The sequence below is a fragment of the Aliiroseovarius conchicola genome (genome assembly GCF_041403445.1).
Classification (GTDB): Bacteria; Pseudomonadota; Alphaproteobacteria; order Rhodobacterales; family Rhodobacteraceae; genus Aliiroseovarius; species Aliiroseovarius conchicola.
Map to the genome: position 1 here is coordinate 20,356 of NZ_JBGEHL010000010.1, position 24,487 is coordinate 44,842.

Sequence of the window (24,487 nt, forward strand, 5' to 3'; positions counted from 1 at the left end):
AATCAAAGCTCTTCCTGCGCCCCGATTTCGCTGACCGCCCGACCAAGCTCTGCCGATAGGCGCACGTAAATGATGTCAAAAGCATCAAACAATGCATGGTTCAGCGCATGCCCTGCTTCGGTTTCGGAAAACGCAACATATTCGTTCAGGTCGTCGACCGAAACCGGCGCATAAGCTGTAGACAAGAAAGCAAGCAGCCACTCTGATGTATCGCGACGGATTTCGACTTCCTGCGACCAAACCTCGGTCAGGATTTCATCCTCGGTCATTCGTTCCGAAACCACCGGATGCGCATCTGTCAGCGCTTGCAAAAAAGCGTAGTTTGAGTTCATCGCCCCAACCACATTGCGCTCAACCAAATCATTCACCTCGACAAAGTGAAAGATCGCGTCCTCATGAGGTGTGAGCGCACGACCGCTCAGCCATTCACTGCGCGCAAGGTCTTCAATCCCCTGATCCATAAAAGCGCGACGGGCCGAGATTTCCAGATCAACGATCGTCTGCATCTCGTCTGATTGATAAAAGCGGCACAGCACTGGCAAATGCTCTGCTGCCAAAGCGGACTCCATCGCCTTTTCAGTATCTGATTGAATGCGCGCTTCATCATAGATGGTCGCGACACGATCACGCCATGGGGCACCGCCCGGGCGCCCCAGGAACCCCATATCCGCATCCAATGCCATGGCCGTGCCCTCTTCGCGCATAATGTCGACCAAATCATCAAGCCTCAGCAAGACCCAAAGCGCGTCGTAAGCCTCTGCTTCGCTTTGCTCGACGGCAGAGCATCCAACCTGTGCAGAACCCGCCACAGGCATTGTCACCGTCAACATTCCCATGGCCACTGCGGCCAATCCTTGTCGAAGCAGAGATACGCGGCGTGTCAAAGCTCTTGCTCCGGCTGTAAGTCAGCCAAACGGCGTGCCAAATCTTCGTATCGATCCGCCATAATCTGGTACTGAATAGCGTTCAAAATCTCGTACACCTGCCCCATCTTCGGGTCCTGCAATGCGGCAAGATAGTCGATCAACTCCTCGTCTGACAGATCCCGATAGGCATAGGCGTTGGCGATCAATGTATTGACCTCGATCCCCTGGCGCATCTGGGCGGATTGCTCCATCAACATCAGGCGCAAGTCCTCTTCGCTGATATCGAAATCGCTGACACCGGCGGATACAGCGGCCATTAGATACCGCACTTGAATTTCAACAATCGAGCGGATCGCTGTATCTGTCGAACCGATGGCGTTCGACATTTCACGGAACAATTGCACGCGTAGGCTATCGTCTTCGATCAGCTTCTCGACGATCTTCTCGCCTTCTTCGTATTTCTGGGCGTCGTCGGCCATATGGCTTTCATTTTCCACCTCGACCAAACGCTGACCCAAAGGACTGCCGTAGAAGTCAGCGCCGTGTTCCAACAGATCGTCTGGCATCACGGCATCGATCATCTCGACCGCGTCTGAGACCATCGCAGATGGATCAAAGACCTCCTCGGCCAGCTTAACCCACTGGCGCCCAAACATATTCGGATCCTCGCCGGTTAAGGCGGGGCCCGCCATCGCACCCTGCTGGATCGAGGCAATGGCGACATCAAACCCCGTCACCTCAAGAAACTCTCGGATATCTTCTTCGCTTGCTGCCTGGGCCGTGCCCAAGGCACCGATCGTTAAGAAAATCGCCGCCATCAGAGGCGCAAAAATGTTGGATTTCATTGAAATAGCCATCCCTAGGATACGTCTTGTCGGTGTTAGCCTAGCCCCACCAACAACCAGTGCCAAGGTCTGGTCCATCACGAATAAGTCCGTCGGCGGTGATTTGTACAAAAAATGGCTTGCACATGCCGCGCGGGCCAATTATGCCCCCGCAAGACCCCCGCGGAGAGGTGCCGGAGTGGTCGAACGGGGCGGTCTCGAAAACCGTTGTGGGTGCAAGCCCACCCAGGGTTCGAATCCCTGTCTCTCCGCCACTATCCCAATACCAGTTTTGCTGGTTCGGGGTATAGAGCACTCCAACCAACATCAGCTTGCATACCGATCATCGCAACCGCAACCTGTTACTCCTGAGATGACTTGCAACTTGGAATGTATGAACAGGGTTTTAGGGGAAGTTGATCCTATCAATAACGCCTTAGTGTGGTCGACGGGATACGCACCAACCGTGCAAATCCCTTTCTCCGCCCCGTGCTAACTGCAGTGCGATAAGCCCGGCCGAATTCCATGCTGCAAGCTACATTGCGCCCGTCCGAACGATCTCCAACACCGCCGACAAGACTGCGTCTGCCGCCACGGAGGCGAGGATCATTCCCATGACACGACTGATGATCGCGGCTCCGGAGTTTCCGATAAGTCGAATAATCGGATCCGCAAGCAGCATGAACACACATGCGATGGCCACAACGCTTACCATAACGACTGCGGTCAATAGTTGATCACCCACGCCAAATTGGTTGTTGTCGGTCAAAAGTACGATGGCAAGCATCGCTCCGGGCGACGCCAGAGAGGGGACCGCAAGAGGGAAGATTGCTGGGGATGGTCTGTTGTCTTCGGCCAACTCGGCATCGCTCTCAACGGCACGCTGGTCCGCGTCGGGTTTGGCCTCGCCAAAGATCATCGTAAGCGCGAATAGGAATAATATGATCCCCCCGGCGACTTGGAACGACAGCAAGCTGATGTTCAGCGCATCTATGAGAAGTTGCCCAAAGATGAGGAAGAACAGCAAAACACCCACGCTAACCGCGCAGGCAAGCAATGCTGTCGCGCGGCGTGCCGCTGACGCCATTCCCGCCGTGACCGCGATAAATACAGGTATTGTTCCGATCGGGTCGATCACAACCCAAAGTGTTACGAAGCGCTCTAGAATATCCATTTTGGGATAAAATCACATTTGCTGCTCTGCGTCACTCGTTCTTTCCCGATGCAAATTCAGATGCAAAATTTCGGCGCATGATTGTCCGGTCATACGCCAGTACCTAGAATCACAAAAGCGCGTTGTCAGAACGGTGCTTCCAAATCGCTCAGGCGCACATAGACCGTTTTCAGTTCGGAATAGTGTTCGATCGCGACCTTGGAGTTTTCGCGACCAACACCCGACGATTTCGCGCCGCCAAATGGAGCCTCGACAGGGGCGTCATTATAGGTGTTGATATAGCAGGTCCCGGCCTCGAACCCGGCAACAACGCGGTGGGCGCGGGTCAGGTCGTTGGTGAAAACACCGGCCGCCAAGCCAAACTCGGTGTCATTCGCACGCGCCATGACTTCTTCTTCGGTGTCGAAATCAAGGACGGACATCACCGGGCCGAAAATCTCTTCACGCGCGATGGTCATATCGTCGGTGACGTCGGCAAACACGGTCGGCTTCAGATAGAAGCCCTGCCCCTCGATCCGCTCTCCGCCATAAACAAGCCGCGCACCTTCGGAATTACCTTTTTCGATGTAATTCATGACGATGTTCAACTGACCTTCGCTGACCATCGGACCGAAGCTGGTGGCGGGATCAAGCGGGTCTCCGATAACCGCGCCGTCCAGACGTTCAGCGAGGCGTTTGAGGAACGCTTCCTTAATGCCTTTCTGAACGAAAACCCGCGTGCCGTTCGAACACACCTGCCCGGATGAATAGAAGTTGCCAAGGATGGCACCAGACACGGCGTTTTCCACATCGGCGTCGTCGAACACGATCATCGGGGACTTGCCGCCAAGTTCCATCGTGACGTGCTTCATTTCGGCGGCCGCGGCGGCGTAGACTTTCTTGCCCGTCGGCACAGAGCCGGTCAGAGAAACCTTCGCCACACGCGGATCGGTGACAAGCGCTGCACCAACTTCTCCGTAACCCTGGACGACGTTGAATACACCCGCGGGCGCGCCGGCTTCCATCAGAATCTCGGCCACTTTCAGCGCGGAAAGCGGTGTGGTTTCCGAAGGTTTAAAGACAGATGTGTTGCCGCAGGCCAATGCCGGTGCCGCTTTCCAGCATGCGATCTGAGTTGGGTAGTTCCATGCACCGATGCCAACGCAGACACCGAGCGCCTCGCGGCGCGTGTAGACGAAATCGCCGCCGCCCAATTGGATGTGTTCGCCCGTCAGACTGCCTGCAAGACCGCCAAAATACTCCAACGCGTCCGCACCCGATGTCGCATCCGCCACGCTGGTCTCCTGATAGGGTTTACCGGTGTCGAGCGTTTCGAGCACTGACAGGTCGTGGTTGCGTTCACGCATGATGTCGGCGGCCCGGCGCAGGATGCGGCCCCGTTCGGTCCCGGTCATTGCTGCCCATGCGACTTGAGCCGCTTTTGCGGCATCAAGTGCCTGGTTGACGATCTCGGGCGTCGCCGCGTGAAGTTTCGCAATCACCTCACCGGTTGCCGGAAACACAACGTCGATGGGGGTGCCGGTGGTGTCCTCGACATACGCTCCATTGATAAAATGGCTGGCTTTGGGTTGAGCTTTCATTTCGTTGCCCTTTCAAGGATGTCTGTCCGCGGCAATGGAATCGCCGGAATGTACTTGGGTGTTTGTCTCAGATATGCGCGGTTCGGGCCATCCAAAAGGCGACCGGGTATATGTCGTGATCGACAGATGCACGCCCCCTGCCCCTGAAACATCGACCAGCGGAAAATTCAGCCTTTGAAACCGGTGGCGACCACAAATTTCTCGGAACTGTCTGACCGGCTAGAGGGCGGTTTCACATTGAGCACTTTCTCAAACTTGATTTTCAGGAGTTTTTGCAGCTCTGCCTCTGCCCCGCCTGCCAGAACCTTCGCAACGAAAGTGCCGCCCTCGTCCAGCACGTCGAAAGCAAAATAAGCCGCGGCTTCGCAAAGCGCCATGATGCGCAGGTGGTCGGTTTGTTTGTGGCCAGAGCTTGAGGCAGCCATGTCGGACATAACCACATCGGCCTTGCCACCCAAAAGCTCTCGCACGGCGATGTCTGCGTCGTCTTCCATGAAATCAAGTTGGTGGAAATTGGCACCCGCCAGCGGTTCAACTTCTTGCAGGTCAACGCCAAGGAATGTGCCGACCTTCTTGCCGCTCTTTTCGCCAAGCGCATTGATGCGCGGGACCGCAACCTGCGCCCAACCACCGGGCGCGCAGCCCAGGTCAACCACGCGCGCACCGTTCACAAGAAAGCGGAACTTGTCGTCCAACTCCATGATCTTGAAAGCCGCACGTCCACGGAACCCTTCGGCCTTGGCGCGCGCCACGTATGGGTCGTTCAACTGGCGTTGCAACCACCGGGTCGAGCTGTTGCGCCGACCACGCGCTGTTTTCACCTTCACGGTCAAATCGCGAAGCCCGCGGCCCGAGCTTTTACGCGTCCGGCCGCCTTTTTTTCCACCCGTTCCTGTCATCAGAATGGTCCGCCTTCTAAAACCCCGTCCGCCGACATCTGCGAATAAAGGATACCTTCGCGCAATCCGCGATCTGCCACGCTTAGCCGATCCGTCGGCCACACGCGCAGTAACGCCTGCAAGATCGCAGCGCCAGACATAATCAGCGATTGCCGGTCTCGTCCGATATGGGAATTCATCCGTCGCCCTTGAGGACCCATCGCCAGATAGCCTTGGATGACTCTCTCGATCTGATCAGAGGTCATGCGCAACCCATCAACCTTGGTCCGGTCGTATCGCCTAAGGCCCAAATGGGTCGCGGCAACCGTGGTCACGGTCCCCGAGGTCCCAATGATCTGAAACCCTTCGCGGGCGGGTTCGTGATAAAACGGGCTAAAGCCCGCCAATTGTTCCTCGAAATGCACAGACATCAGCGCGTAGCGACCGGAATCATCTTCCACATCATCAAACATCTCGCGCAATGTCGCGACGCCCAAGGGCACCGAAATCCAGTCGACGACGCTGGCGGCGGGGAAATCCCCTATGCCGCCATCAAATCCGCGGCCCATGCGCATGATAGAACGCGGGCGTTCAATTGGTGGCACTTTGGACAAGTCGATCCAAACAAGTTCGGTCGAACCGCCACCGATATCGACGACCAACAACTGTTCGGTCTTGGTGGACACCAAAGGTGCACAGGACACCACGGCCAAGCGGGCTTCTTCTTCCGGCTTGATAATCTCAAGATCAAGACCGGTTTCACGGCGAATATAGCTCATGAAACTTTTGCCGTTTGTGGCCCGGCGACAGGCTTCGGTGGCGACAAGACGCATCCGCTTCACATCATGTTTGATCAGCTTTTTTCGGCAAATACGCAGCGCCTGCACAGTGCGAGACATGGACGATCGGCTCAGCCGGCCTGACGCCTCTAACCCTTTACCAAGCTGCACAGATTTCGAGAAGCTGTCCACGACGTGAAACTGGCTACCCTTCGGTTGGGCAACCAGCATTCGACAACTGTTTGTTCCGAGGTCCAAAGCCGCATACAAGCTGGCTGGATCCACCGGTGACGGCGCGGGGGTTACGACCGCTTTCGGGAACGCGCCCGCACCATTGGGACGCTTGGGCGCCATGGTTCACGCCCTCCATTTTCGAGTTGCTTTCAAGATAGGGATGCGGGGCAGTTTAAGCAATCCCCTCCCTGCCCCAATTGCAGGCAAATTGACCCGACACATAATGATGTTGAGAAGATTTCAGCCTTGCCTCCATGGCCCATCGCGGCCCTTTCGCGTATTCCGCGTTTGTCAATCTTTACCCCGCGCGTCGCTTGTGGCGTGTGTGGTGTCGAAAAACGACGTGGGAAACTGCCTGCCCGCGCGTAGGAAATGGGTATCGGAGGAGGAAGAATCGCATGCCAGACGTGACCATTGTTTATTGGAGGGACATTCCCGCCCAAGTTATCGTCGGCAAAGGGCGTCGCGGGTCGAAAGCCGCATTGCCTGAGCGGTTCGAACAGGCCATTGACCGGGCCGCCATGAAAATCGGCGCTGAAGACAGCGACGCGTATCTGGCGGAGTGGCGCAAGGCTGCCCCCTATTCCGTGGACGGAGACCCGCAAGAGGTTGCAACAGCGGAAGCTGCCAAAATCGATGCGGAATATGATAAAGAGCGCCTGATCGCTCTGATTGGCAACGACGGATGGGCGTAAGCCTTTCCACGATAAAGGAGGCAGCCATGGCGCTGTTGAACTTCCGCAAGAAGCCGACCGAAGGTCAGGCCAATGCCACGTCCCCCGAACTTCAGGCTTTCCTGAAGGGCTATTCGATCGAGGTGATGCCGCGCACGGCTGCCAAGGTCGAAGATTTCCGCGATCTGCTACCAGAAGGCACGCGCGTCTATATCGCCCATATCGAAGGCACGCCCATTGAAGAAATGGTCGAGACCGCCAAACGCATCAACGGCGAAGGCTATGAGGTTATGCCTCATTTCCCAGCCCGCATCATCAAAGATGAAGCAACACTGGCCGACTGGATTGCCCGCTATCAGGGTGAAGCCAACGTGAAGCAGGCGCTTTTGCTGGCAGGTGGCGTCGCACAGCCTCACGGCGATTTCGACAGCTCGATGCAGCTTTTGGAAACTGGCCTTTTCGACAAGGCCGGGTTCACCAACCTGAACGTCGCCGGTCACCCAGAGGGCAACAAAGACATCGACCCTGACGGATCTGTGAAGAACGTCATGGAATCTGTTCTTTGGAAACAGAAATTCAACGAACGTACAGATGCGCAGATGGCTCTGGCCACTCAGTTCGCGTTTGAAGCGGGTCCGATCATCGACTGGGCAAACGGCCTGAAAGAGGCTGGTGTCGACCTTCCGATCCACATCGGCATCGCCGGTCCAGCCAAGCTCCAAACACTGATCAAATTCGCGATTGCGTGTGGTGTTGGACCTTCACTGAAGGTTCTGCAGAAGCGCGCAATGGATGTCTCCAAACTGTTGCTGCCATATGAACCGACCGACGTTCTGAACGAACTGGCCAACCACAAAGCAGCGAACCCCGACTTCAACATCACTCAGGTGCACTTCTTCCCGCTGGGCGGGATCAAGACCAACGCAAACTGGGCCATCAACAATGGCGGTGAAAACACTGCCCCAGTCAATGTGACAAAAGGATAAAGAATGACCCGTACTATCGTTGAATCTGCTTCGAAAACCGCCATTATCGGTTTTGATCAACCGTTCTGCGTGATCGGAGAGCGGATCAATCCGACCGGCCGAAAAATCCTGAACGCTGAACTGGAGGCCGGCGATTTCAGCCGGGTGGAAAGCGACGCGTTGGCGCAGGTGGCGGCGGGTGCCACCGTCCTCGACATCAACTCGGGTGCTGTATTCTCAGGCAAAATGGCCGAAGATCCGCGCTATGCCGACAACAACTTCGTTGAACCCACTTTGATGCGCGAACTGGTAGAAAGAGTACAGGCCGTCACCGATTGCCCGCTCTGCATCGATAGCTCGGTTCCCGGTGCGTTGGAGGCTGGTCTTGAAGCCGCGAACGGTCGTCCCCTTCTGAACTCGGTCACGGGCGAAGAAGAACGGCTGGAATTGGTGCTGCCGCTGGTCAAAAAGTACAACGTGCCTGTGGTTGCGATCTCAAACGACGACACCGGCATCTCGGAGGACCCAGACGTGCGGTTCGCCGTCGCCAAGAAAATCGTAGAACGGGCCGCCGATTTCGGCATCCCCGCCCATGATATCGTGGTTGATCCGCTGGTTATGCCTATCGGCGCAATGGGCACCGCTGGCCTGCAGGTTTTCACCCTTGTGCGTCGCCTGCGTGAAGAACTGGGCGTGAACACGACATGCGGCGCGTCCAACATCTCGTTCGGTCTGCCCAACCGTCACGGCATCAACAATGCGTTCCTACCGATGGCAATGGGCGCAGGCATGACATCTGCGATCATGAACCCGGTCGCCCTGCCCGTTGGCCCTAAGAAACTGGCCGAGAAGAAGGCCGAAGTTGAAGCCAAGGGCATCGTGATCCCGGCTGATATGGACGACGAAACATTCTGCCAACTCTTTGGTGTCGGATCGACCAAGGCCAAAGCAGGCAAGGAAATGGAGGCCATCCGCGCCGCGAACTTCCTGACCAACAACGACGATGGCGGGGCCGAGTGGATCAAATTCAACTCGACCAATGCCGGTGCGGCTGGTGCCGCAGGCGGTCGTCGCGGAGGTCGTCGCCGTCGCGGATGACACGTTCATAGCGTTGAATTAAAGGGCTCACCTTGTTGGTGGGCCCTTTTTTATATGGAGGCGCCTCGGTCACATCTGTCTTCTGAAATGTTTCAAAAATGTTGCCAGTGTTAATTATTCAGTCCAAGCTCAACTCTACCATGACCAGAAATGGCCAAAGGTTAACAAGAGAATAAAGGGACAGTACCATGACCTTTCTAGAGAATGTTTTTGGACTCATAGGCGATCTAACTTGGGGATGGGCATTGATCCCATTTCTGGTGATCTTCGGCCTATTCCTCACCATCGCAACGAACTTCGTCCAGTTCCGCTACTTCAAACGAATGTTTCGTGTGCTTAAAGGCGACAACCAATCTGACGACCCGAACACGATCTCGGCGCGCGAAGCTTTGTTCGTGTCCGTTGGGGGCCGTGTCGGAGGCGGCAACATCGCTGGCGTTGCAGTCGCCATCACGCTTGGCGGACCAGGCGCGGTGTTCTGGATGTGGATGATCGCACTTGTCGGTATGGCGACCAGCCTTGTCGAATGTACTCTTGCACAAGTTTTCAAACGCAAGCAGGACGACGGCTCTTATCGCGGCGGGCCCGCACGTATGATTATGCACGGGCTTGGTGATGACTATAAATGGCTCGCAATTCTCTATGCCATTTGCCTGATTGCCGCGTTTGGCATCGGTTTTCCGGCGTTCCAAGGCAACACCGTTGCTGGCGCTGCCGAAAACTCGTTTGGTCTGAGCCGTTATATCACCGGCGCTGTTCTGACAGCGGGCACTGGATTCATCGTGTTTGGTGGAATTCAGCGGATCGCCAAAGCTTCGGACATCATCGTTCCGGTGATGGCATTGGGATATATCGCGATGGCGCTCATCGTTATTGTGCTCAACATCGGTGAGATCCCCGGCATCGTCGCAATGATCGTGAAGAACGCTTTGGGGTTCGAAGAAGCAGTCAGTGGCGGCATGGGAGCTGCAATCGCGCAAGGTCTGCGCCGCGGATTGTTTTCGAACGAAGCCGGTCTGGGATCAGCCCCGAACGTCGCGGCCGCAGCGGACGTGAACCACCCGATCAGCCAAGGCATCACGCAGTCATTCTCGGTCTTCATTGACACGATCCTGATCTGTAGCTGTACCGCCTTCGTCATCTTGATGAGCGACGCCTATCAGCCCGGAGCGGATATTGACGGCGTGGTTCTGACGCAAGACGCTCTGGTATCGCATCTTGGCAATTGGACCCAGTATTTCTTGACCATCGCAGTGTTGTTGTTCGCGTTTAGCTCGATCATCTACAACTACTATCTGGGCGAGAATGCGCTGTCCTTTATGACTCCCGCGCCGTCGGCGTTGTTGATATTCAAGTTTGCGCTCATGGCGATTGTCTTCCTTGGTGCGGTTGCACCGGGTGCAACATCGGTATTCTTCTTCTCGGATCCGATGATGGGCGTTCTGGCGTTGGTCAACCTGCTGGCGCTGATGATGATGTTCCCAACCCTGCGCCGGGTACTGCGTGACTTTGATGATCAACGGAAGGCCGGCGTTGCCCGACCCACGTTCAATCCCGAGAAGTTCCCCGACTTGGATCTGGACCACTCCGCTTGGCATCACAAGGATCCCAACTAATACGTTGGTAAAAACCCAAAAGGACAAGGCCCGCGAAACCCGCGGGCCTTTTTCATTAAGCCGGATGCCCTTGCAAATTCTCCACCAAAGGTTCGAAAGGCGCGACCAGCCGCTTTGCACAGTTTAGACTTTTGCTCGGACGAAAGGTCGCTATACAACACCAACCAAGCTGCGAGACAAAAACCCGGAGAGAGACGTGTTCTTTCAACTACTGGTCGGATCCGCCCTGACCCACATATCACTGGTACTGGCCGCAGGCCTTTGGTGGATGCTCAGCTCGGCGGTAAGCCGGTTGGACAAACGGCTTAATGGGCTACATCACGGAGCAAGGGCGCTGATTGTTATCGTTCTGACAGTCTCGACGGCGATGATTATGATGACGGTCGGGGTTTGGTCCTGGGCGCTGGTTTATTATAAGCTCATGGCATTTCCGACCTTAGAGGACGCGGCCTATGTTTCACTTGTGGCCTATACCACCCTAGGTTTGGGGGATATTGAGTTGCCGCACGAACTGCGTTTTCTGGGCGGCATGACTGGCGCAAACGGCTTTCTCATGTTTGGCCTGATGACGGCCATGTTGACGGATACGCTTAGAAACATTCGGCGCGGATCATTCGATGCGGACTAGATACTCGATGCGACTTTGGCCGCGCACCGTCCAGTCGGGGCTTGTACATAATATTTCGCGGGAACCCCAAAAACGACGTTTCCGGCATCGACATGCCGCAGGCAGGCATTGCACCTGCCCGTGCCTTCCGTAAATTGATCAAAATTAAACAGGAAAGACGCGCGCATGTCTCAAGATCCTTTGGTCGTTTTCACGCCATCTGGCAAACGTGGGCGGTTCGCGGTGGGCACGCCCATCCTGACCGCTGCCCGGCAATTGGGCGTCGATCTGGATAGCGTTTGTGGCGGGCGTGGCATTTGTTCGAAATGCCAGATCACACCAAGCTATGGCGAGTTTCCGAAACACGGCGTCACAGTGTCCGAGGGTGCTTTGTCCGAATGGAACAAGGTTGAGCAGCGCTATGACGACATTCGTGGCCTACCCAAGGGCCGCCGTCTGGGCTGTCAGGCCAAGGTTGAAGGCGATGTTGTCATCGACGTGCCGCCCGAAAGCCAAGTTCACAAACAAGTTGTCCGCAAACGTGCCGAGGCGCGGGACATCACAATCGATCCGTCTGTGAAGCTTTATTATGTCGCGGTTGAAGAACCCGATATGCACGAACCCTCAGGCGATTTGGAGCGGTTGGTGCAAGCGCTGAAAGACCAGTGGGAACTGGATGACGTCAAAGCTGACCTCCACATCCTGCAAGCGATGCAACCCATTTTGCGCAAGGGCGAATGGAAGGTCACTGTGGCCGTTCATCTGGGCGACAAAGAAAACCCGCCGCGCATCATGCATCTGTGGCCGGGATATTATGAAGGCGCGATTTATGGCATGGCGATCGACCTTGGGTCGACCACCATCGCCGCGCATTTGTGCGACTTGGCAACAGGTGAAGTCGTTGCCTCTTCTGGTCTGATGAACCCGCAAATTCGCTTTGGCGAAGACCTGATGAGCCGGGTCAGCTACTCGATGATGAACCCGTCCGGCGCGCAGGAAATGACCGATGCAGTGCGTGAAGGGTTGAATGCCCTATTCACTCAGATCGCGTCAGAGGCCGAGATTGACAAAGGCCTGATCATGGATGTCGTGGTCGTCTGTAACCCGGTCATGCACCATCTGCTGCTGGGCATCGACCCGTTCGAACTGGGACAGGCCCCGTTTGCCTTGGCCACATCGGATGCGCTTCGACTTGAGGCCCGCGAGCTAGACCTTGTCATTCATCACTCTGCCCGTGTGTATCTGCTGCCCTGTATTGCAGGCCATGTGGGGGCTGATGCGGCCGCGGTGGCGTTGTCCGAAGCGCCAGACAAGTCCGATGATCTTGTGTTGGTTGTCGATGTGGGCACCAACGCAGAAATCCTGTTGGGTGATAAATCGGGCGTTCTGGCGTGCTCTTCCCCGACGGGACCCGCGTTCGAGGGCGCACAGATCAGTGCTGGTCAACGCGCCGCCCCCGGCGCGATTGAACGGGTCGAGATCGACCCCATCACCAAAGAACCGCGCTTTAAGGTGATCGGATCGGACCATTGGTCGACCGACCCGGAATTTGACATGGCGATTGCCACCACCGGCGTCACCGGCATTTGTGGTTCTGGCATCATCGAGGTGATCGCCGAGATGCGCATGGCCGGGCTGGTGGACGCCAGCGGGTTGATCGGATCCGCCGAGCAAACCGGAACCGACCGCTGCTTTGCCGACGGGCGCACCAATGCCTATCGCCTATGGGACGGGGACGAAGAAACCGGGCCGATCACGGTCACCAATGGCGACATCCGCGCCATCCAAATGGCGAAGGCAGCACTTTATTCCGGCGCACGTTTGTTGATGGACAAGCGCGATGTGGATCGGGTGGATCGGGTGGTTCTGGCTGGTGCGTTCGGCGCGCATATCTCGGCCAAACACGCCATGGTTTTGGGCATGATCCCAGATTGCGAACTGGACAAGGTCACATCCGCCGGGAACGCTGCCGGCACCGGTGCGCGCATCGCCCTTTTGAACCGGGCCGCCCGCGCCGAGATCGAAGATACGGTCCGCAAAATCCTGAAAATCGAAACGGCTGTAGAGCCACGTTTCCAAGAGCATTTCGTCAATGCCTCGGCCATGCCGAATTCCTCGGACCCGTTCCCAATCCTACGCACCGTCGTCGAGCTGCCCGAACCCAGCTTCAACACTGGTGGCGGAGACGGCGAGGATGGCGGGCGCAGGCGCAGGCGTCGCCGGGGATAAGGGCGTCAGATCACCTTGACGCCCCCCGCGTGCTGGCATACCCAAAGACGACTGCGGGTGTAGCTCAATGGTAGAGCAGCAGCTTCCCAAGCTGACGACGAGGGTTCGATTCCCTTCACCCGCTCCATTTCCCAGCCCGTCCCGGACCCACCCGCAAGGCCGAGACGTCCCGAGGTGCCCATGTCTGACCCGTTTGCCAACATCCCACTTGTCACGCCGCTCAGCCCTGAACAGATGAAAAGCGTGGGTGTGCCTGATGGATGGGCCTATGCCATGGCCGACCGCGTCCGGTTTCACGAGCTGGACGCGCTGAACCACGTGAACAACGTGGCTTATTTTCGGTGGTTTGAATCTCTGCGCATCCCGTATTTCGGACATGTTCATGTCAGCACCTATAGTGAGGGTGATCCGCAAGTCGTGGTGGCCAGCAACTACGCGCAGTATATGAAGCCACTGCATCTTGGCGACAATTACGTGGTGACCACGCGCACAAGAAGCTTTCGCGCGACTTCATTCATGTTGGAATACGCAGTATTTCTGGATGGCGAGATGATGTGCAGCTCGGAATGCCTTGTTGTCACGTTAGAGCATGACGGCGTGACCAAACGTCCCTTGCGGCCCGAAACGGTCGCCGCCTTTCTGGCCGAGGGCGCAGAAGGTCCCCCTTAGCCCCCTATCCCAACAACGCCTTCCTAAGCATGTTCAGCGCGACCAGCGTCAGGAACACCGCGAATACGCGCTTTAGTGGTTTCGGGTCCATCGCATGCGCAAGCTTCACCCCCCAGGGCGCGGTGATCAGGGTCATTGCAACCACCACTGCAAAGGCGGGTATATTAACCGCGCCGATGGTGTAAGGGGGGCGGATATCGGCGGCGATCGGCAGAAACAAGAACCCAAGAACTGACGGCACGGCGATCAGCACGCCGAACCCCGCAGCCGTGGCAACCGCGTGGTGAATTGGGCGGCCATAGAGCGTCATCAACGGCACGCCAAAACTGCCGCCGCCAATCCCCATCAGGACGGACAGAAAACCAAGGATCGGAGACATCACCGCACGCCGAACCCCATCGGGCATCCCTTCACCCAAACGCCAGCCCGACTTGCCCAAGCCCAGATAGGCCCCGATCACCAACCCAAGCCCGCCAAAGATCGCCTGCAACACGACCGAGCGCAAACCGGCAGCCACGAAAACGCCAATGATGGCCCCCAAAGCAATGCCGGGTGCCCAGGTTTTCAGAATATCCCACTCAACCGCGCCCTTACGGTTATGCGCCATAACTGACCGCAGCGATGTCACGATGATGGTCGCCAAAGAGGTCGCAAGACAGACCTGCATCAACTGATCCGACCCATAGCCCAAAACCGTGAATGCATAGAAAAACGCAGGCACCAGAACGATGCCACCACCGACCCCAAGCAACCCGGCCAGCACCCCCGCAACGCCGCCAATGACCAGCAAAAACAGAAGCATCGGCAAAAGGGTGGACATGTCGGGCATGGCGATCTCGGCTTATACGGTTTCTGTGGTCGGTTGTTGGGACACATGAGATAGCGCTTCTGCAACCAGAGCACCCCCTGCCCCGTCCCGCGTCGCGCCTTCGGATAACACGCGTCGCCATTTCCGCGCACCGGGTCGGCCGTTGAACAGCCCCAACATGTGCCGCGTGATGGAATGCAAACGCGCACCGCTTGCAATTTGCGCATCTATGTACGGATACATCGCTTCGACCACGTCATGGGCTGTTTTCGCAGGCGCGCGATCGCCGAAAATCTGTTGATCTGCCGTCAATAGAACAGAGGCCGGATCATGATAGGCGGCGCGCCCGATCATCACACCGTCCATGATCTGCAAATGCGCCTGCACCTCCTCAAGCGAGGTGATGCCGCCATTGATTGACAAATGCAGGTCTGGAAACGCGGCTTTCATCTGGTGAACCAGCGGGTAATCCAGCGGGGGGATGTCGCGGTTTTCTTTCGGAGACAGCCCTTGAAGCCACGCCTTGCGCGCATGGACTGCGAACCGGGACACACCGGCATCGGCGACGGTTTCTAGAAAATTTGGCAATACATCTTCAGGGTGTTGGTCATCAACGCCAATACGACATTTAACCGTGACTTCAATGCCTTGCGAAGCATCTTTCATCGCAGCCGCACAATCTGCCACCAACGCGGCGTCTCGCATAAGCACAGCCCCGAACGTCCCTGACTGTACCCGGTCCGAGGGACAGCCAATGTTCAAATTGACCTCATCATATCCCCGATCCACACATACTCGCGTCGCCGCTGCCAGCTCTTTCGGATCAGACCCGCCCAGCTGAACCGCCACAGGTTGCTCTTCTATGTTGTAGTCAAGCAGATGAACCGCCCCGCCGCGAACCAAAGCAGGCGCTGTAACCATTTCGGTATAAAGCAACGCATGACGGCTCATCAGCCGGTGAAAATACCTGCAATGACGGTCCGTCCAGTCCATCATGGGTGCCACACTCAAACGAGCAGCGTAAACCACCCCGGTTTGTTTGCATGTATTTGTCACCTGCTCTTGCCCACCCGCGAAGTTCTCCATCGTATCTTGTCCGGTTCGTGCCGTCTTGCGACGGGCTTTACAACACGCTTTATCGACCTTTTCCGGCCTAAGCCCGTACCTATCACCTTCAGACACCCGCCGCCACGTATCCATAGCTGCCGGCGGACCCGCCGGATCGTTTTCCGCTCTGGAAACTTTGCGATGAATATGATTGAAACGCCACCAAGGGTACCGCAGGAGCGAGATGGCATTGCGCATCGTATCGAAAGCGACAAATTTGCAAAAGGGGCTGGTCATGTCAAAAACACCAAGAATTATGCTGCACTTGACGAAGACTGCGGGCGGCACGCTTAACACGGCCCTTCGTAGTGCTCCGAATCTGAACGTAGAGATGGTCTACTCGGTAGATGAGGAACACCAGTTGAATGGCCAGGATCATGGACATATCGATCTGTTTTATGGCCACATGTTCTTCGGCGTGCACGAGCGGATCGGACTGCAACCCACGCCCAGATATCTTTGCTTTATGCGGCATCCAGTCACACGAACGATCTCGCACTACTATCATTTGCGAAATCACGACGAGAGCTTCATCGGCGATATCATGCGAAAATCGTCTGACATCAATGACTTCTTTGAAACAACCGGATACTGGGAGTTCTCGGATCTCATGTCGAAAGTGATTTCAGGAAAGCAAAAGCACGACGACAAAGAGGAATTGTTTCGAATGGCAGTACATAACCTCGACAATTATTTCGACTTCGTCGGTTTCCAGGAGTTCTTCGCGCTGTCGGTCCGCGATCTGAACAAGACCCTGGGAACGAAACTGGATATACAGTCCAACGCCAACGTTGGCGTGTACAGCTTCGATGAAGTTTCGGAGGAAACCGTCCAGCGTATTGAGAGCCTTAATGCGATTGACCTGCGATTGTACCGACATGCCTTGGATAAATTCCTGGGAGCGCAGTAAAGCGATCCGAGAGTACGTACTCTGCGGCGTTGATGGACATGTGCAGCAGCTTACCTTCCGTTTTTTAAGGCAACCCTGCGACTGTGGTCTCAGGGCTGCACCCAATCAGGGTTTTGTCCACGCATTGCTGCCTCGTGGACCGCAATGGCCTCTTTGATATCGTCGTAGACTTGCGCTTGGCCGTCGATCATCACAATCCCGGTATCGCAAAGTTGCTGCATCAGTGGCATCGAGTGTGAGACGATAATCGCGGCACTTTCGTTGATGCGCTCGCGAAGCAACGCTGTACTAAGCTCGCGGAATGCCGCATCCCCAACCGATGTGACTTCGTCAACCAGGTAAGTGTCGAATTTGATTCCCATCGACAAACCGAACGCCAAGCGAGAACGCATTCCGGATGAATAGGTTCGGAACTTACCGTGAAAATGCGCGCCCAACCCCGCGAAGTCCTGTACAAACTCGATCAACTCGTCGGTATCGACACCATACACCCGGCCCACAAACCGGACGTTTTGAGCGCCTGTCAATTCGGGGTGAAAGCTACCCGCAAAGCCCACCGGCCAAGACACTGTACCATCAGATACAATGTCGCCACTGTCGGGATCCTCTGACCCAGCGATCATACGCAAAAGCGTCGACTTACCGGCGCCATTCCGACCAAACAGGCCAACAGATCCGCGAGACGGGAATCGCAAGTTTAGCCCCCTTGCGACCGTCTTGCCTTCGCCTTTGACATAATACGTTTTCCACAAATCGCGGATTTCAATCATCAGCGGCGATCCCTAATCGCGTAGTAAATCAATGCTCCTATCGACCACGAGAAGAACAGGAAGCCACTAACCAGCAGCACCATGACAAGGCGTTTTGGGTACTCTGGCCGTTCAGCCAATGTGGGCTTGATATAGGCCGCCAAATACCGGCTCTTTCGCTGTGCCTCGGTCAATGCAGCATCGTAGGCCGCGAGCGCGGCGAGGTAGCTTCTTTCGGCAAACTCCCGGTCAACGGCAAGCCCTTCGTATTCCCCGACAAGAGATGAAAAATCACCGCCGTCCGTGTCATTGCTTGCATACTTCTTTCGCTCTTCGTCAATCCGTTGTCGAATGACATCAATGCGCAGAATAGCTTGCTCCAATCTGGGATCGTTCTCCCCGGCGCTCTCCTTTAGCAGGTCATAGGTGATCAGCGCATTTGACAAACGCGTCTGAAGCGCTGTCAGAAGGCCCGTCTGCGCCCCAATTTCGGCTGCCGGGTCGACGATCTGATTCTTCGATCTAAACTCCGTCACGGCTTGACGGGCTTCGCGCAGACGCGCGACAGCGCGTTCCAACTCTTCGCGGGCATAGCGCGTTGCATCCTCGCGCGCGATTGCGCTTAGTTCGTTGATCATGTCCGAGCTTCTGACAAAGATAAACTCGGAAATCTCCTGCGCCTTCTTGGCGTCGAAGGCATGAACACGCAGCTCAATCAAGCCCGTACCATTGTCGTAAAATATCTTGACCATGTCCTTCCAATAGCTGGACAAATCCTCAATCGTGCCATCAGCGTCGAACGAAAAAATAGGGTCAACATCATATGTGGTCGAATAGATGCTACGAAGATCCAGGGCCTCGTCAGTCGCCCGCACAAGTTCGCGACTTTGGATAAACTCATACAAAATGTCCGCGTCTTCCGAACCGCTTGAGCCAAATGCACTGAGACCACCGAACAAATCCAGCGCGGAGCCAACATCCTCGGAGCGCACGGAGAACGCGACATAGGATACGTATTGATCCTTGGCGCGCGCGTACATATACCAAGCGGTTGCCAAAAGCGGCAGCAAGACGACGACAAAGAAACTGCCAATCAAACGACGGTGGCGCGGTCTGAGACGAGCGGGCCTGGCAAGCGGCTTATGGATGATCGGATCAGGGGCAGCGGGCGGCGGCGCTGCTGCTGGAGCAGCAGATTTTGCAGCCTCCAATTTTGTTTGCTCGGGCTCTTGCTTCGACACTTTTTTATCTGATGTTCCAGATTGATCTGGTTTCGACGACTTATCTGTCAATGTCTTATCCACTATTCTGTGACATTTCGGGTTCTTACACTGAACCGTCGGTTTAGAAAAGAGCTACCGTAACCTGACGATGACACTTCTTTTTCACTTGAAGTCGGCTGGATTTTACGGCCATGAGAGGTCATGAGTTTTTCGGCAAAAGGGCTTCACGCCCGCAGTTACAAGACATCGCGGACAATCATCGCACTAGTATTGCGCGAGATGGCCACTACCTATGGCCGTTCACCGGGCGGCTATATCTGGGCAATTCTTGAGCCCATCGGCGGCCTGGCGATCATGACGGTCGCCTTTTCGATGGCATTCGCCGCTCCGGCATTGGGAAACAACTTCCCCTTGTTCTATGCAACGGGCTTTTTGCCCTTCATGTTGTATTCAGATCTATCGGTGAAGATCAGTCAATCGATCCGATTTTCACACGCATTGCTCTTTTACCCGTCGGTGACCTATCTGGACGCGATTATCGGGCGTTTTTTGTTGAATGGACTAACCCATATCATGGTTTTCTACGTGCTCATGTACGGAATAATGACATTCTTTGATACCGGAAACATCCTTGACTACCCAGCAATTGTGAACTCGCTTTGTATGGCATTGGCAATTGGTTTGGGGGTTGGCATTTTTAACTGCTTCGTTTTATCGCGTTATCCGCTTTGGGACCGGCTGTGGGCCATTATCAACCGCCCACTCTTCATTATTTCATCCATCTTCTTCCTGCTTGAAAGCCTGCCCCAGCCTTTCAGGGATTACATGTGGTATAATCCGTTGGTGCATGTCATTGGTGAAATGCGGCGCGGCTTCTATGCGACCTACGACGCGACGTGGGTCAGCCCGATGTATGTCTACGGAATCTCGATGGGATTTGGTCTGATTGGTCTGATCTTTCTAGGCCGGTATCACCGTGAAATTCTGAACGACAACTGATCCGCACTGTATTTCACCGCCCCCGTCCGCGTCATCCGAAACAATTGACCCGCGCGCGCAGGACGCGGTCAGCCCGGTTGCAAAAATCCCGTTATCAGTTCGCGAATTCCGTCATTGAGCGCGGTGGTGGGCGACCAACCCAATTGCGTCTTGGCCTTGTAAATATCCAAATAATTCCGCTTCACATCAATTGCACGTGCTGCCTGATAATCACATCTGACTTTGCGCCCCAGCACCGCTTCGATTTCTGCAATTAATGTGTTCAGTGACGTGCCCTGACCAGACCCGATGTTGATTTCGGTCCCCGAGACATCCGACTTCCCCGCAACCTCCAACGCGTCAGCAACATCCCGGACATGAATAAAGTCGCGTTCGACCTCGCCGTCCCCCCAGATCGTTATCATTTCGTCCTCAGCCGCCTTGGCACAGAAGGTCGTCAGCGCGCCCTGCGCCTTTTTTATGTTCTGGTGTTGCCCATAGGGATTGGCAATCCGCAGTGATAGAGTCGAGATCGGCCCGTCTTTGCCCTCGCGCCCATTGTAAAGCCGCAGGTACTTTTCGCACGCCAGTTTTGAAACGCCGTATGCGTTTATCGGGTGAGTAACGTGGTCTTCTTTGATGGGGACCATGTCGGTCGGGCCATATACCGTGCCCCCCGACGACGAGAAAACAATCCGCTTCACGCCAGCCGCCAGTGCTGCGTCCAAAACACCTAACGTGCCACCAACATTGTCTAAGCAATCGCGATAGGGATTTATGTCCGCTTCCCGCGGCATGGCCGTCGCGGCCAGATGAAAGACCGTGTCCACACCCGTCAACGCCTCTCGGAGCAATTCCTGTTGCAAAAAACTGCCAGACCACGTTGACAACCGATCATGAGAAATCCCGCTTGGACCGAGATCAAGCGAGCGCACTTCAGCCCCGTCATCCAGCAACTTCTGTACTAGATTTCTGCCGATAAATCCGCTGCCGCCGATGACCAAATTAGTAGATGCCGCCATGATACTCACCTGAATTGATCTTTGGGGATCGAGGATCCCACCAGATAGTCACACCATAACGCGTTTGCGCACACAACTTGTCAATACGCCTATTTTCTAAGACGGGTCAGTCGCCGAATAACCGCAGGAACCTTCAGGTAGTCCCGCATCAAATCCTCGCGCGATGCCGCCGACGTTTGATAGGCTTCAAGCAATTCCTGTGCCCGGGCTGCCAAAGTGTCGCGTTCCTCACCAAGGGCATTGTGTTTTTCAAGCAGGTCAGCAAAACCGGTGCGATAAGCCTCAAGATCGCGCTTGGCGGCAAACGTCGCCGTATCCCCAACTTCGGATCGAATAGATGTCGCAAGAACAGACATCAACTCAGCATTCTCAACTATCCCCCGCGCGCGCTCAACCATCTTGGTCGGGACAGCGTCACCGCCTGAGACAGAAGACAAGTCGTGCCACCAACGCGCCACGAGTGCATTTGAAGGCTCTCCTTCATCCACATTGTTGACCATAGAATCATCGAATGGATCATCGACATTCGACACATCAAGCCCAACGAACCCTCCCAACCGGGTCATAGCGTTGACATTGTCATCAAGCCATTCGTTGTATTGGCTCATAAACACAGGAACGTCCTGTGCGTTTACCAAGCTCGACGCCGAATACGTCAACCAGAGCGCCATGCTTATCTCTTCGCCGGTCTTATCCCGCTTCTGAAGGCTGTTCGCGACCGCCACCGGATGACGCATACAGATGATCACGCGCGGTTCGACACCCAGATCCTTGGCCGCGTCGATCCAAAGCGGCAAGAACAGCGACATGCGCGGGTCCTTAATGGCAAGCACGTCGTCGTCTGACAAAGTTGCCAATCGCTCCTCTAGCAGCGCGCGCACCTGCGACCGGGATGTCAATGCCTGGCCCGTGGCAAACCAGTCGGGAGATACTGGTATCACGTGCTCTGGCAGCCCCCAACCTCGGCCCAACTGGCTAAGTAACTCGTCATGAAAGGCAACAATATCCGAGGCTTCCCAATAGCCTTTCATGTTGTGATCATCGCCGGCGATCATCGCGCCACCAGGTTTTGCGCCAATTGCGCTAAGTGCCTGCATGGTGAGCGACGTCCCAGAGCGGTGCATACCGACGACGAATACAATTTTGCGGGTCATGAGTTACCTTTCGTGGGTCTGGCCCTTAACTGCGACAACAGCTCGACGAAACGGTCGCCTTCGGACTGCCAGGATGACGTGAGCGCTATATCACGCGCTCGTTGGGCGGTCTGTTGACGCAGCGTCTCGTCGTCAATCAGGCGCAATATCTCTTGCGCCATCGCATCCGGGTCGACGGCCGAGTAAAAGGCCGCCCCGTCGGGTAGCAACCATCGAGCGGATGCGGAGTCGTTCATGATGACCGGACAGCCGCAGGCCGCAATCTCCAACGGAAGCAGCGATAGGTTCGTGCCGGACAGAACGAGTGCGAGGTCGCTTTGTGAATACAAATCAGGCAGCGCATCGAGCTTCTGTTCGCCACTGTTGACATGCTTGAAAGGTATCTCAACACCACTGACGTCACCACCGACGAAGGTCACCGATACATCAGGGCGCGCCTCACAAACGCGCGCCAACGCGACCAGACCAATCTCGAAGTACCGGCGCGGCGTGACATGCCGCGAATAGAAGATGATGTTGAACGTGTCAGTGTCACGGCGTGGGCGTGGCTGGTAAAACTCTTTGTCTACACCGAACGACACAGCCCCACATTCCATACCATACTCATCGGAAAGCTTCCCGGACAGCCACGACCCTGCGGTGATCCCCTTGAGCCCGAGCTTGTAGGTGTTTTCACTCAGTGTGTACTCGGACGAAACCGGGAAGAAATATGGCTCGAAATCCTGGACAAAGTAGAACTTATCACGGCTGCCGCGATGTTTGGCCACCCAATAGGCCGTCTGCCATCCGGTCGCGAATGTGACCGCCGACGGCGCAAACCCATCAACGCCCAATGCAATTTCTGCATGAACCGGGAAGTACCAATCCTCAATAGCTGCGCGCGCTTTTTCTGACGTTTCCCAGTCATACGGAGGTAAAATCACCAACCGCTGGTTAAATCCCCTTTCGGACAGCATATTAATAAACCGAAAGATGTTCAGATGTCCGCCGGACCCAAAACCGAAATTGGGAATGACCCACTGAATAGTGTTATCCGCGACCCCATCAGTCGTAAACTCATCGCCATGGGGGTATCCAAGGATGTTATTGTAATAACTGATGAAGTCAATTTTTCCCGAGGCGCCCGTTGGGGCCTTTGACCCACCATGCACTAAACGTCTGTGGACGGCGACAAGCGCGCTTCGAACGCCATGTTGTTTCACAATGCGCGCGAACTTTGCTGTCGCGTTTCGAATGTCTACCACGTCACAAATTCCTTATCCAATCATCACGCGACAGCTTTCGCGTTAAGCCAGTGGGCAGTCGGTCACGGGCGCCGAGATAGTGGCCCAGTGGGCGCGCGAAGGATTCGAAGAACCTTGAAACTGTCTTGGCAGGGTGCGTTTTCCACCATCCATTTTTCACGGCCAGTCCGATATCCCGCTTAACCAGGTACAGCGAGCTCTTGAAGACGTTTCCTAGGCTTCGACTTAAGCGGTATCCGAACAGTTTTCGAAATGCCCTGGATTCGTCAAAGCTCCGCTGCAACGTTTCAAAGGGTCCAAAACTGTGAGAATGGCGAACGACGGAATCAAAAGCAAAGGCCTTCTTATACCCTGCCTCGACAATCTCTTTTGCCCATATCTGGTCCTCGGCAAACTGTACATCGGGATACGGATGATCTGTCCAGATACGGCGCGGCATTGCCGATGCATTGTCTGAATAGAAATGATAGATCTGTCGCAGCCCCTCATTCGTGTCATATTCCGCACGATCCGTGATCTCGACCACCGGGAAATCCGCCAAGCCCTTAAAATGCTGCTCTAGCTCCCAAGTGATGAACGGATCTGCATCATTGTGGGCAAGGTGTCTTGAAAACACGCCGGCCACCTTCTGGTCATCAAGCATGGGCCTGATTAGGTTTGCCAACCAGTTCGCATTATTCGGAATGGCATCATGGGTAATAAAGGCAAGATAGTCAGCCTGGCTTTGCTCGGCCCCAAAATTGCGGGTCTTGCCATGCCCAAAATCGGTTGATGCAATCCTAACAAGGCGAAACCCGTGTGCTTCAGCAATTTGGTCCGAACCGTCGGTAGAACCGCTGTCAATACAGATTACATCGAATGGAGCATGATAGTCCTGTTGTGCGAGCATTTGGCAGACCTCGGCAAAATGAGGCTGCCCATTTTTCACAGGGATAATAACTGACACGCTATCAGGACCCAAGGCGGGATCGGAAGTGACTGTCGGGGTCGATTCTTGTTCCAATTGATCGTCTCTTGTTCTTTCACGTCGTCCAGCGGAAGCCGGTAGGTAGACGCGTGCCCGGTTGAAAGATGGCAAACACCCGTCGCCGTCACTGGC

The 24,487-nt window shown here is 55.5% G+C and carries 23 protein-coding genes and 2 tRNA genes; 11 read left to right on the top strand and 14 right to left on the bottom strand.

The window, feature by feature from the left end:
* Positions 1 to 2 precede the first annotated feature (2 nt).
* The gene (locus tag V6N04_RS14845) at positions 3 to 884 is read right to left on the bottom strand and encodes a hypothetical protein (RefSeq protein WP_371170976.1); all 882 of its coding nucleotides are present in this window, start codon (positions 882 to 884) and stop codon (positions 3 to 5) included.
* Complete coding sequence (locus V6N04_RS14850) at positions 881 to 1,789, bottom strand: DUF2059 domain-containing protein (protein WP_371171047.1); 909 nt, start codon at positions 1,787 to 1,789, stop codon at positions 881 to 883. Before V6N04_RS14850 ends, V6N04_RS14845 begins: the two co-directional genes overlap by 4 nt.
* 86 nt (positions 1,790 to 1,875) lie before the next feature.
* Between V6N04_RS14850 and V6N04_RS14855 the strand changes: the two genes are divergently transcribed.
* Positions 1,876 to 1,965: transfer RNA gene (locus V6N04_RS14855), tRNA-Ser, on the top strand.
* Positions 1,966 to 2,225: 260 nt separating this feature from the next.
* Here V6N04_RS14855 and V6N04_RS14860 read toward each other — a convergent pair.
* The 4 genes from V6N04_RS14860 to V6N04_RS14875 all read right to left on the bottom strand — a co-directional run bounded on the left by V6N04_RS14860 (position 2,226) and on the right by V6N04_RS14875 (position 6,455).
* Positions 2,226 to 2,864, bottom strand: coding sequence for a MarC family protein (locus tag V6N04_RS14860; RefSeq protein ID WP_371170977.1), 639 nt, complete (start codon positions 2,862 to 2,864; stop codon positions 2,226 to 2,228).
* Between the two features lie 125 nt (positions 2,865 to 2,989).
* A complete protein-coding gene (gene betB, locus V6N04_RS14865; protein WP_371170978.1) occupies positions 2,990 to 4,444 on the bottom strand; it encodes a betaine-aldehyde dehydrogenase in 1,455 nt (484 codons plus the stop codon).
* 167 nt (positions 4,445 to 4,611) lie between these two features.
* Entirely contained in the window at positions 4,612 to 5,343 is a 732-nt protein-coding gene (locus V6N04_RS14870; protein WP_371170979.1) for an RlmE family RNA methyltransferase, read from the bottom strand.
* Positions 5,343 to 6,455 (bottom strand): Ppx/GppA phosphatase family protein, encoded by a 1,113-nt coding sequence (locus tag V6N04_RS14875; protein ID WP_371170980.1) that lies wholly within the window; start codon positions 6,453 to 6,455, stop codon positions 5,343 to 5,345. The genes V6N04_RS14870 and V6N04_RS14875 overlap by 1 nt, the downstream gene beginning before the upstream one ends.
* 278 nt (positions 6,456 to 6,733) lie before the next feature.
* On the opposite strand from V6N04_RS14875, the gene V6N04_RS14880 reads away from it, so the two are divergent.
* From V6N04_RS14880 to V6N04_RS14915, 8 genes are all read left to right on the top strand, one after another.
* Positions 6,734 to 7,030, top strand: coding sequence for a virulence factor (locus tag V6N04_RS14880; protein ID WP_371170981.1), 297 nt, complete (start codon positions 6,734 to 6,736; stop codon positions 7,028 to 7,030).
* Between the two features lie 26 nt (positions 7,031 to 7,056).
* Positions 7,057 to 7,995, top strand: a complete 939-nt coding sequence (locus V6N04_RS14885) for a methylenetetrahydrofolate reductase (protein WP_371170982.1) — start codon at positions 7,057 to 7,059, stop codon at positions 7,993 to 7,995.
* Positions 7,996 to 7,998: 3 nt separating this feature from the next.
* A complete protein-coding gene (locus V6N04_RS14890; protein WP_371170983.1) occupies positions 7,999 to 9,072 on the top strand; it encodes a methyltetrahydrofolate cobalamin methyltransferase in 1,074 nt (357 codons plus the stop codon).
* A gap of 188 nt (positions 9,073 to 9,260) precedes the next feature.
* On the top strand, positions 9,261 to 10,688 hold the full coding sequence (locus tag V6N04_RS14895; RefSeq protein ID WP_371170984.1) for an alanine/glycine:cation symporter family protein: 1,428 nt from the start codon (positions 9,261 to 9,263) through the stop codon (positions 10,686 to 10,688).
* 196 nt (positions 10,689 to 10,884) lie between these two features.
* Positions 10,885 to 11,316 carry an ion channel gene (locus tag V6N04_RS14900; RefSeq protein ID WP_371170985.1) on the top strand — a complete coding sequence of 144 codons (432 nt, stop codon included), beginning with the start codon at positions 10,885 to 10,887 and terminating at the stop codon, positions 11,314 to 11,316.
* A 165-nt stretch (positions 11,317 to 11,481) separates the two neighbouring features.
* Positions 11,482 to 13,524 (top strand): ASKHA domain-containing protein, encoded by a 2,043-nt coding sequence (locus V6N04_RS14905; protein WP_371170986.1) that lies wholly within the window; start codon positions 11,482 to 11,484, stop codon positions 13,522 to 13,524.
* 53 nt (positions 13,525 to 13,577) lie between these two features.
* A tRNA-Gly gene (locus tag V6N04_RS14910) sits at positions 13,578 to 13,651 on the top strand.
* A gap of 53 nt (positions 13,652 to 13,704) precedes the next feature.
* The gene (locus V6N04_RS14915; protein ID WP_371170987.1) at positions 13,705 to 14,193 is read left to right on the top strand and encodes an acyl-CoA thioesterase; all 489 of its coding nucleotides are present in this window, start codon (positions 13,705 to 13,707) and stop codon (positions 14,191 to 14,193) included.
* Positions 14,194 to 14,197: 4 nt separating this feature from the next.
* On the opposite strand, the gene V6N04_RS14920 is transcribed toward V6N04_RS14915, so the two are convergent.
* Both V6N04_RS14920 and dusA read right to left on the bottom strand, forming a co-directional pair.
* Positions 14,198 to 15,022, bottom strand: coding sequence for a sulfite exporter TauE/SafE family protein (locus V6N04_RS14920; protein WP_371170988.1), 825 nt, complete (start codon positions 15,020 to 15,022; stop codon positions 14,198 to 14,200).
* Between the two features lie 12 nt (positions 15,023 to 15,034).
* Positions 15,035 to 16,087: a tRNA dihydrouridine(20/20a) synthase DusA gene (gene dusA, locus V6N04_RS14925; RefSeq protein ID WP_371170989.1), complete on the bottom strand. Its 1,053-nt coding sequence runs from the start codon at positions 16,085 to 16,087 to the stop codon at positions 15,035 to 15,037.
* 205 nt (positions 16,088 to 16,292) lie between these two features.
* On the opposite strand from dusA, the gene V6N04_RS14930 reads away from it, so the two are divergent.
* Entirely contained in the window at positions 16,293 to 17,018 is a 726-nt protein-coding gene (locus V6N04_RS14930; protein WP_371170990.1) for a hypothetical protein, read from the top strand.
* An 89-nt stretch (positions 17,019 to 17,107) separates the two neighbouring features.
* Here the strand turns inward: V6N04_RS14930 and V6N04_RS14935 are convergent, their stop codons facing one another.
* The gene (locus V6N04_RS14935) at positions 17,108 to 17,788 is read right to left on the bottom strand and encodes an ABC transporter ATP-binding protein (protein WP_371170991.1); all 681 of its coding nucleotides are present in this window, start codon (positions 17,786 to 17,788) and stop codon (positions 17,108 to 17,110) included.
* The gene (locus tag V6N04_RS14940) at positions 17,788 to 19,008 is read right to left on the bottom strand and encodes a KpsE/RkpR family capsule polysaccharide export protein (RefSeq protein ID WP_371170992.1); all 1,221 of its coding nucleotides are present in this window, start codon (positions 19,006 to 19,008) and stop codon (positions 17,788 to 17,790) included. Before V6N04_RS14940 ends, V6N04_RS14935 begins: the two co-directional genes overlap by 1 nt.
* 183 nt (positions 19,009 to 19,191) lie before the next feature.
* On the opposite strand from V6N04_RS14940, the gene V6N04_RS14945 reads away from it, so the two are divergent.
* Entirely contained in the window at positions 19,192 to 19,989 is a 798-nt protein-coding gene (locus V6N04_RS14945; protein ID WP_371170993.1) for an ABC transporter permease, read from the top strand.
* A gap of 68 nt (positions 19,990 to 20,057) precedes the next feature.
* Here the strand turns inward: V6N04_RS14945 and V6N04_RS14950 are convergent, their stop codons facing one another.
* From V6N04_RS14950 to V6N04_RS14965, 4 genes are all read right to left on the bottom strand, one after another.
* On the bottom strand, positions 20,058 to 20,990 hold the full coding sequence (locus V6N04_RS14950) for an NAD-dependent epimerase/dehydratase family protein (RefSeq protein ID WP_371170994.1): 933 nt from the start codon (positions 20,988 to 20,990) through the stop codon (positions 20,058 to 20,060).
* 89 nt (positions 20,991 to 21,079) lie between these two features.
* Entirely contained in the window at positions 21,080 to 22,144 is a 1,065-nt protein-coding gene (locus V6N04_RS14955) for a sulfotransferase family protein (protein WP_371170995.1), read from the bottom strand.
* On the bottom strand, positions 22,141 to 23,388 hold the full coding sequence (locus tag V6N04_RS14960; RefSeq protein ID WP_371170996.1) for a glycosyltransferase family 4 protein: 1,248 nt from the start codon (positions 23,386 to 23,388) through the stop codon (positions 22,141 to 22,143). Before V6N04_RS14960 ends, V6N04_RS14955 begins: the two co-directional genes overlap by 4 nt.
* Position 23,389: 1 nt before the next feature.
* Positions 23,390 to 24,391: a glycosyltransferase family 2 protein gene (locus tag V6N04_RS14965; protein ID WP_371170997.1), complete on the bottom strand. Its 1,002-nt coding sequence runs from the start codon at positions 24,389 to 24,391 to the stop codon at positions 23,390 to 23,392.
* Positions 24,392 to 24,487: the final 96 nt, after the last annotated feature.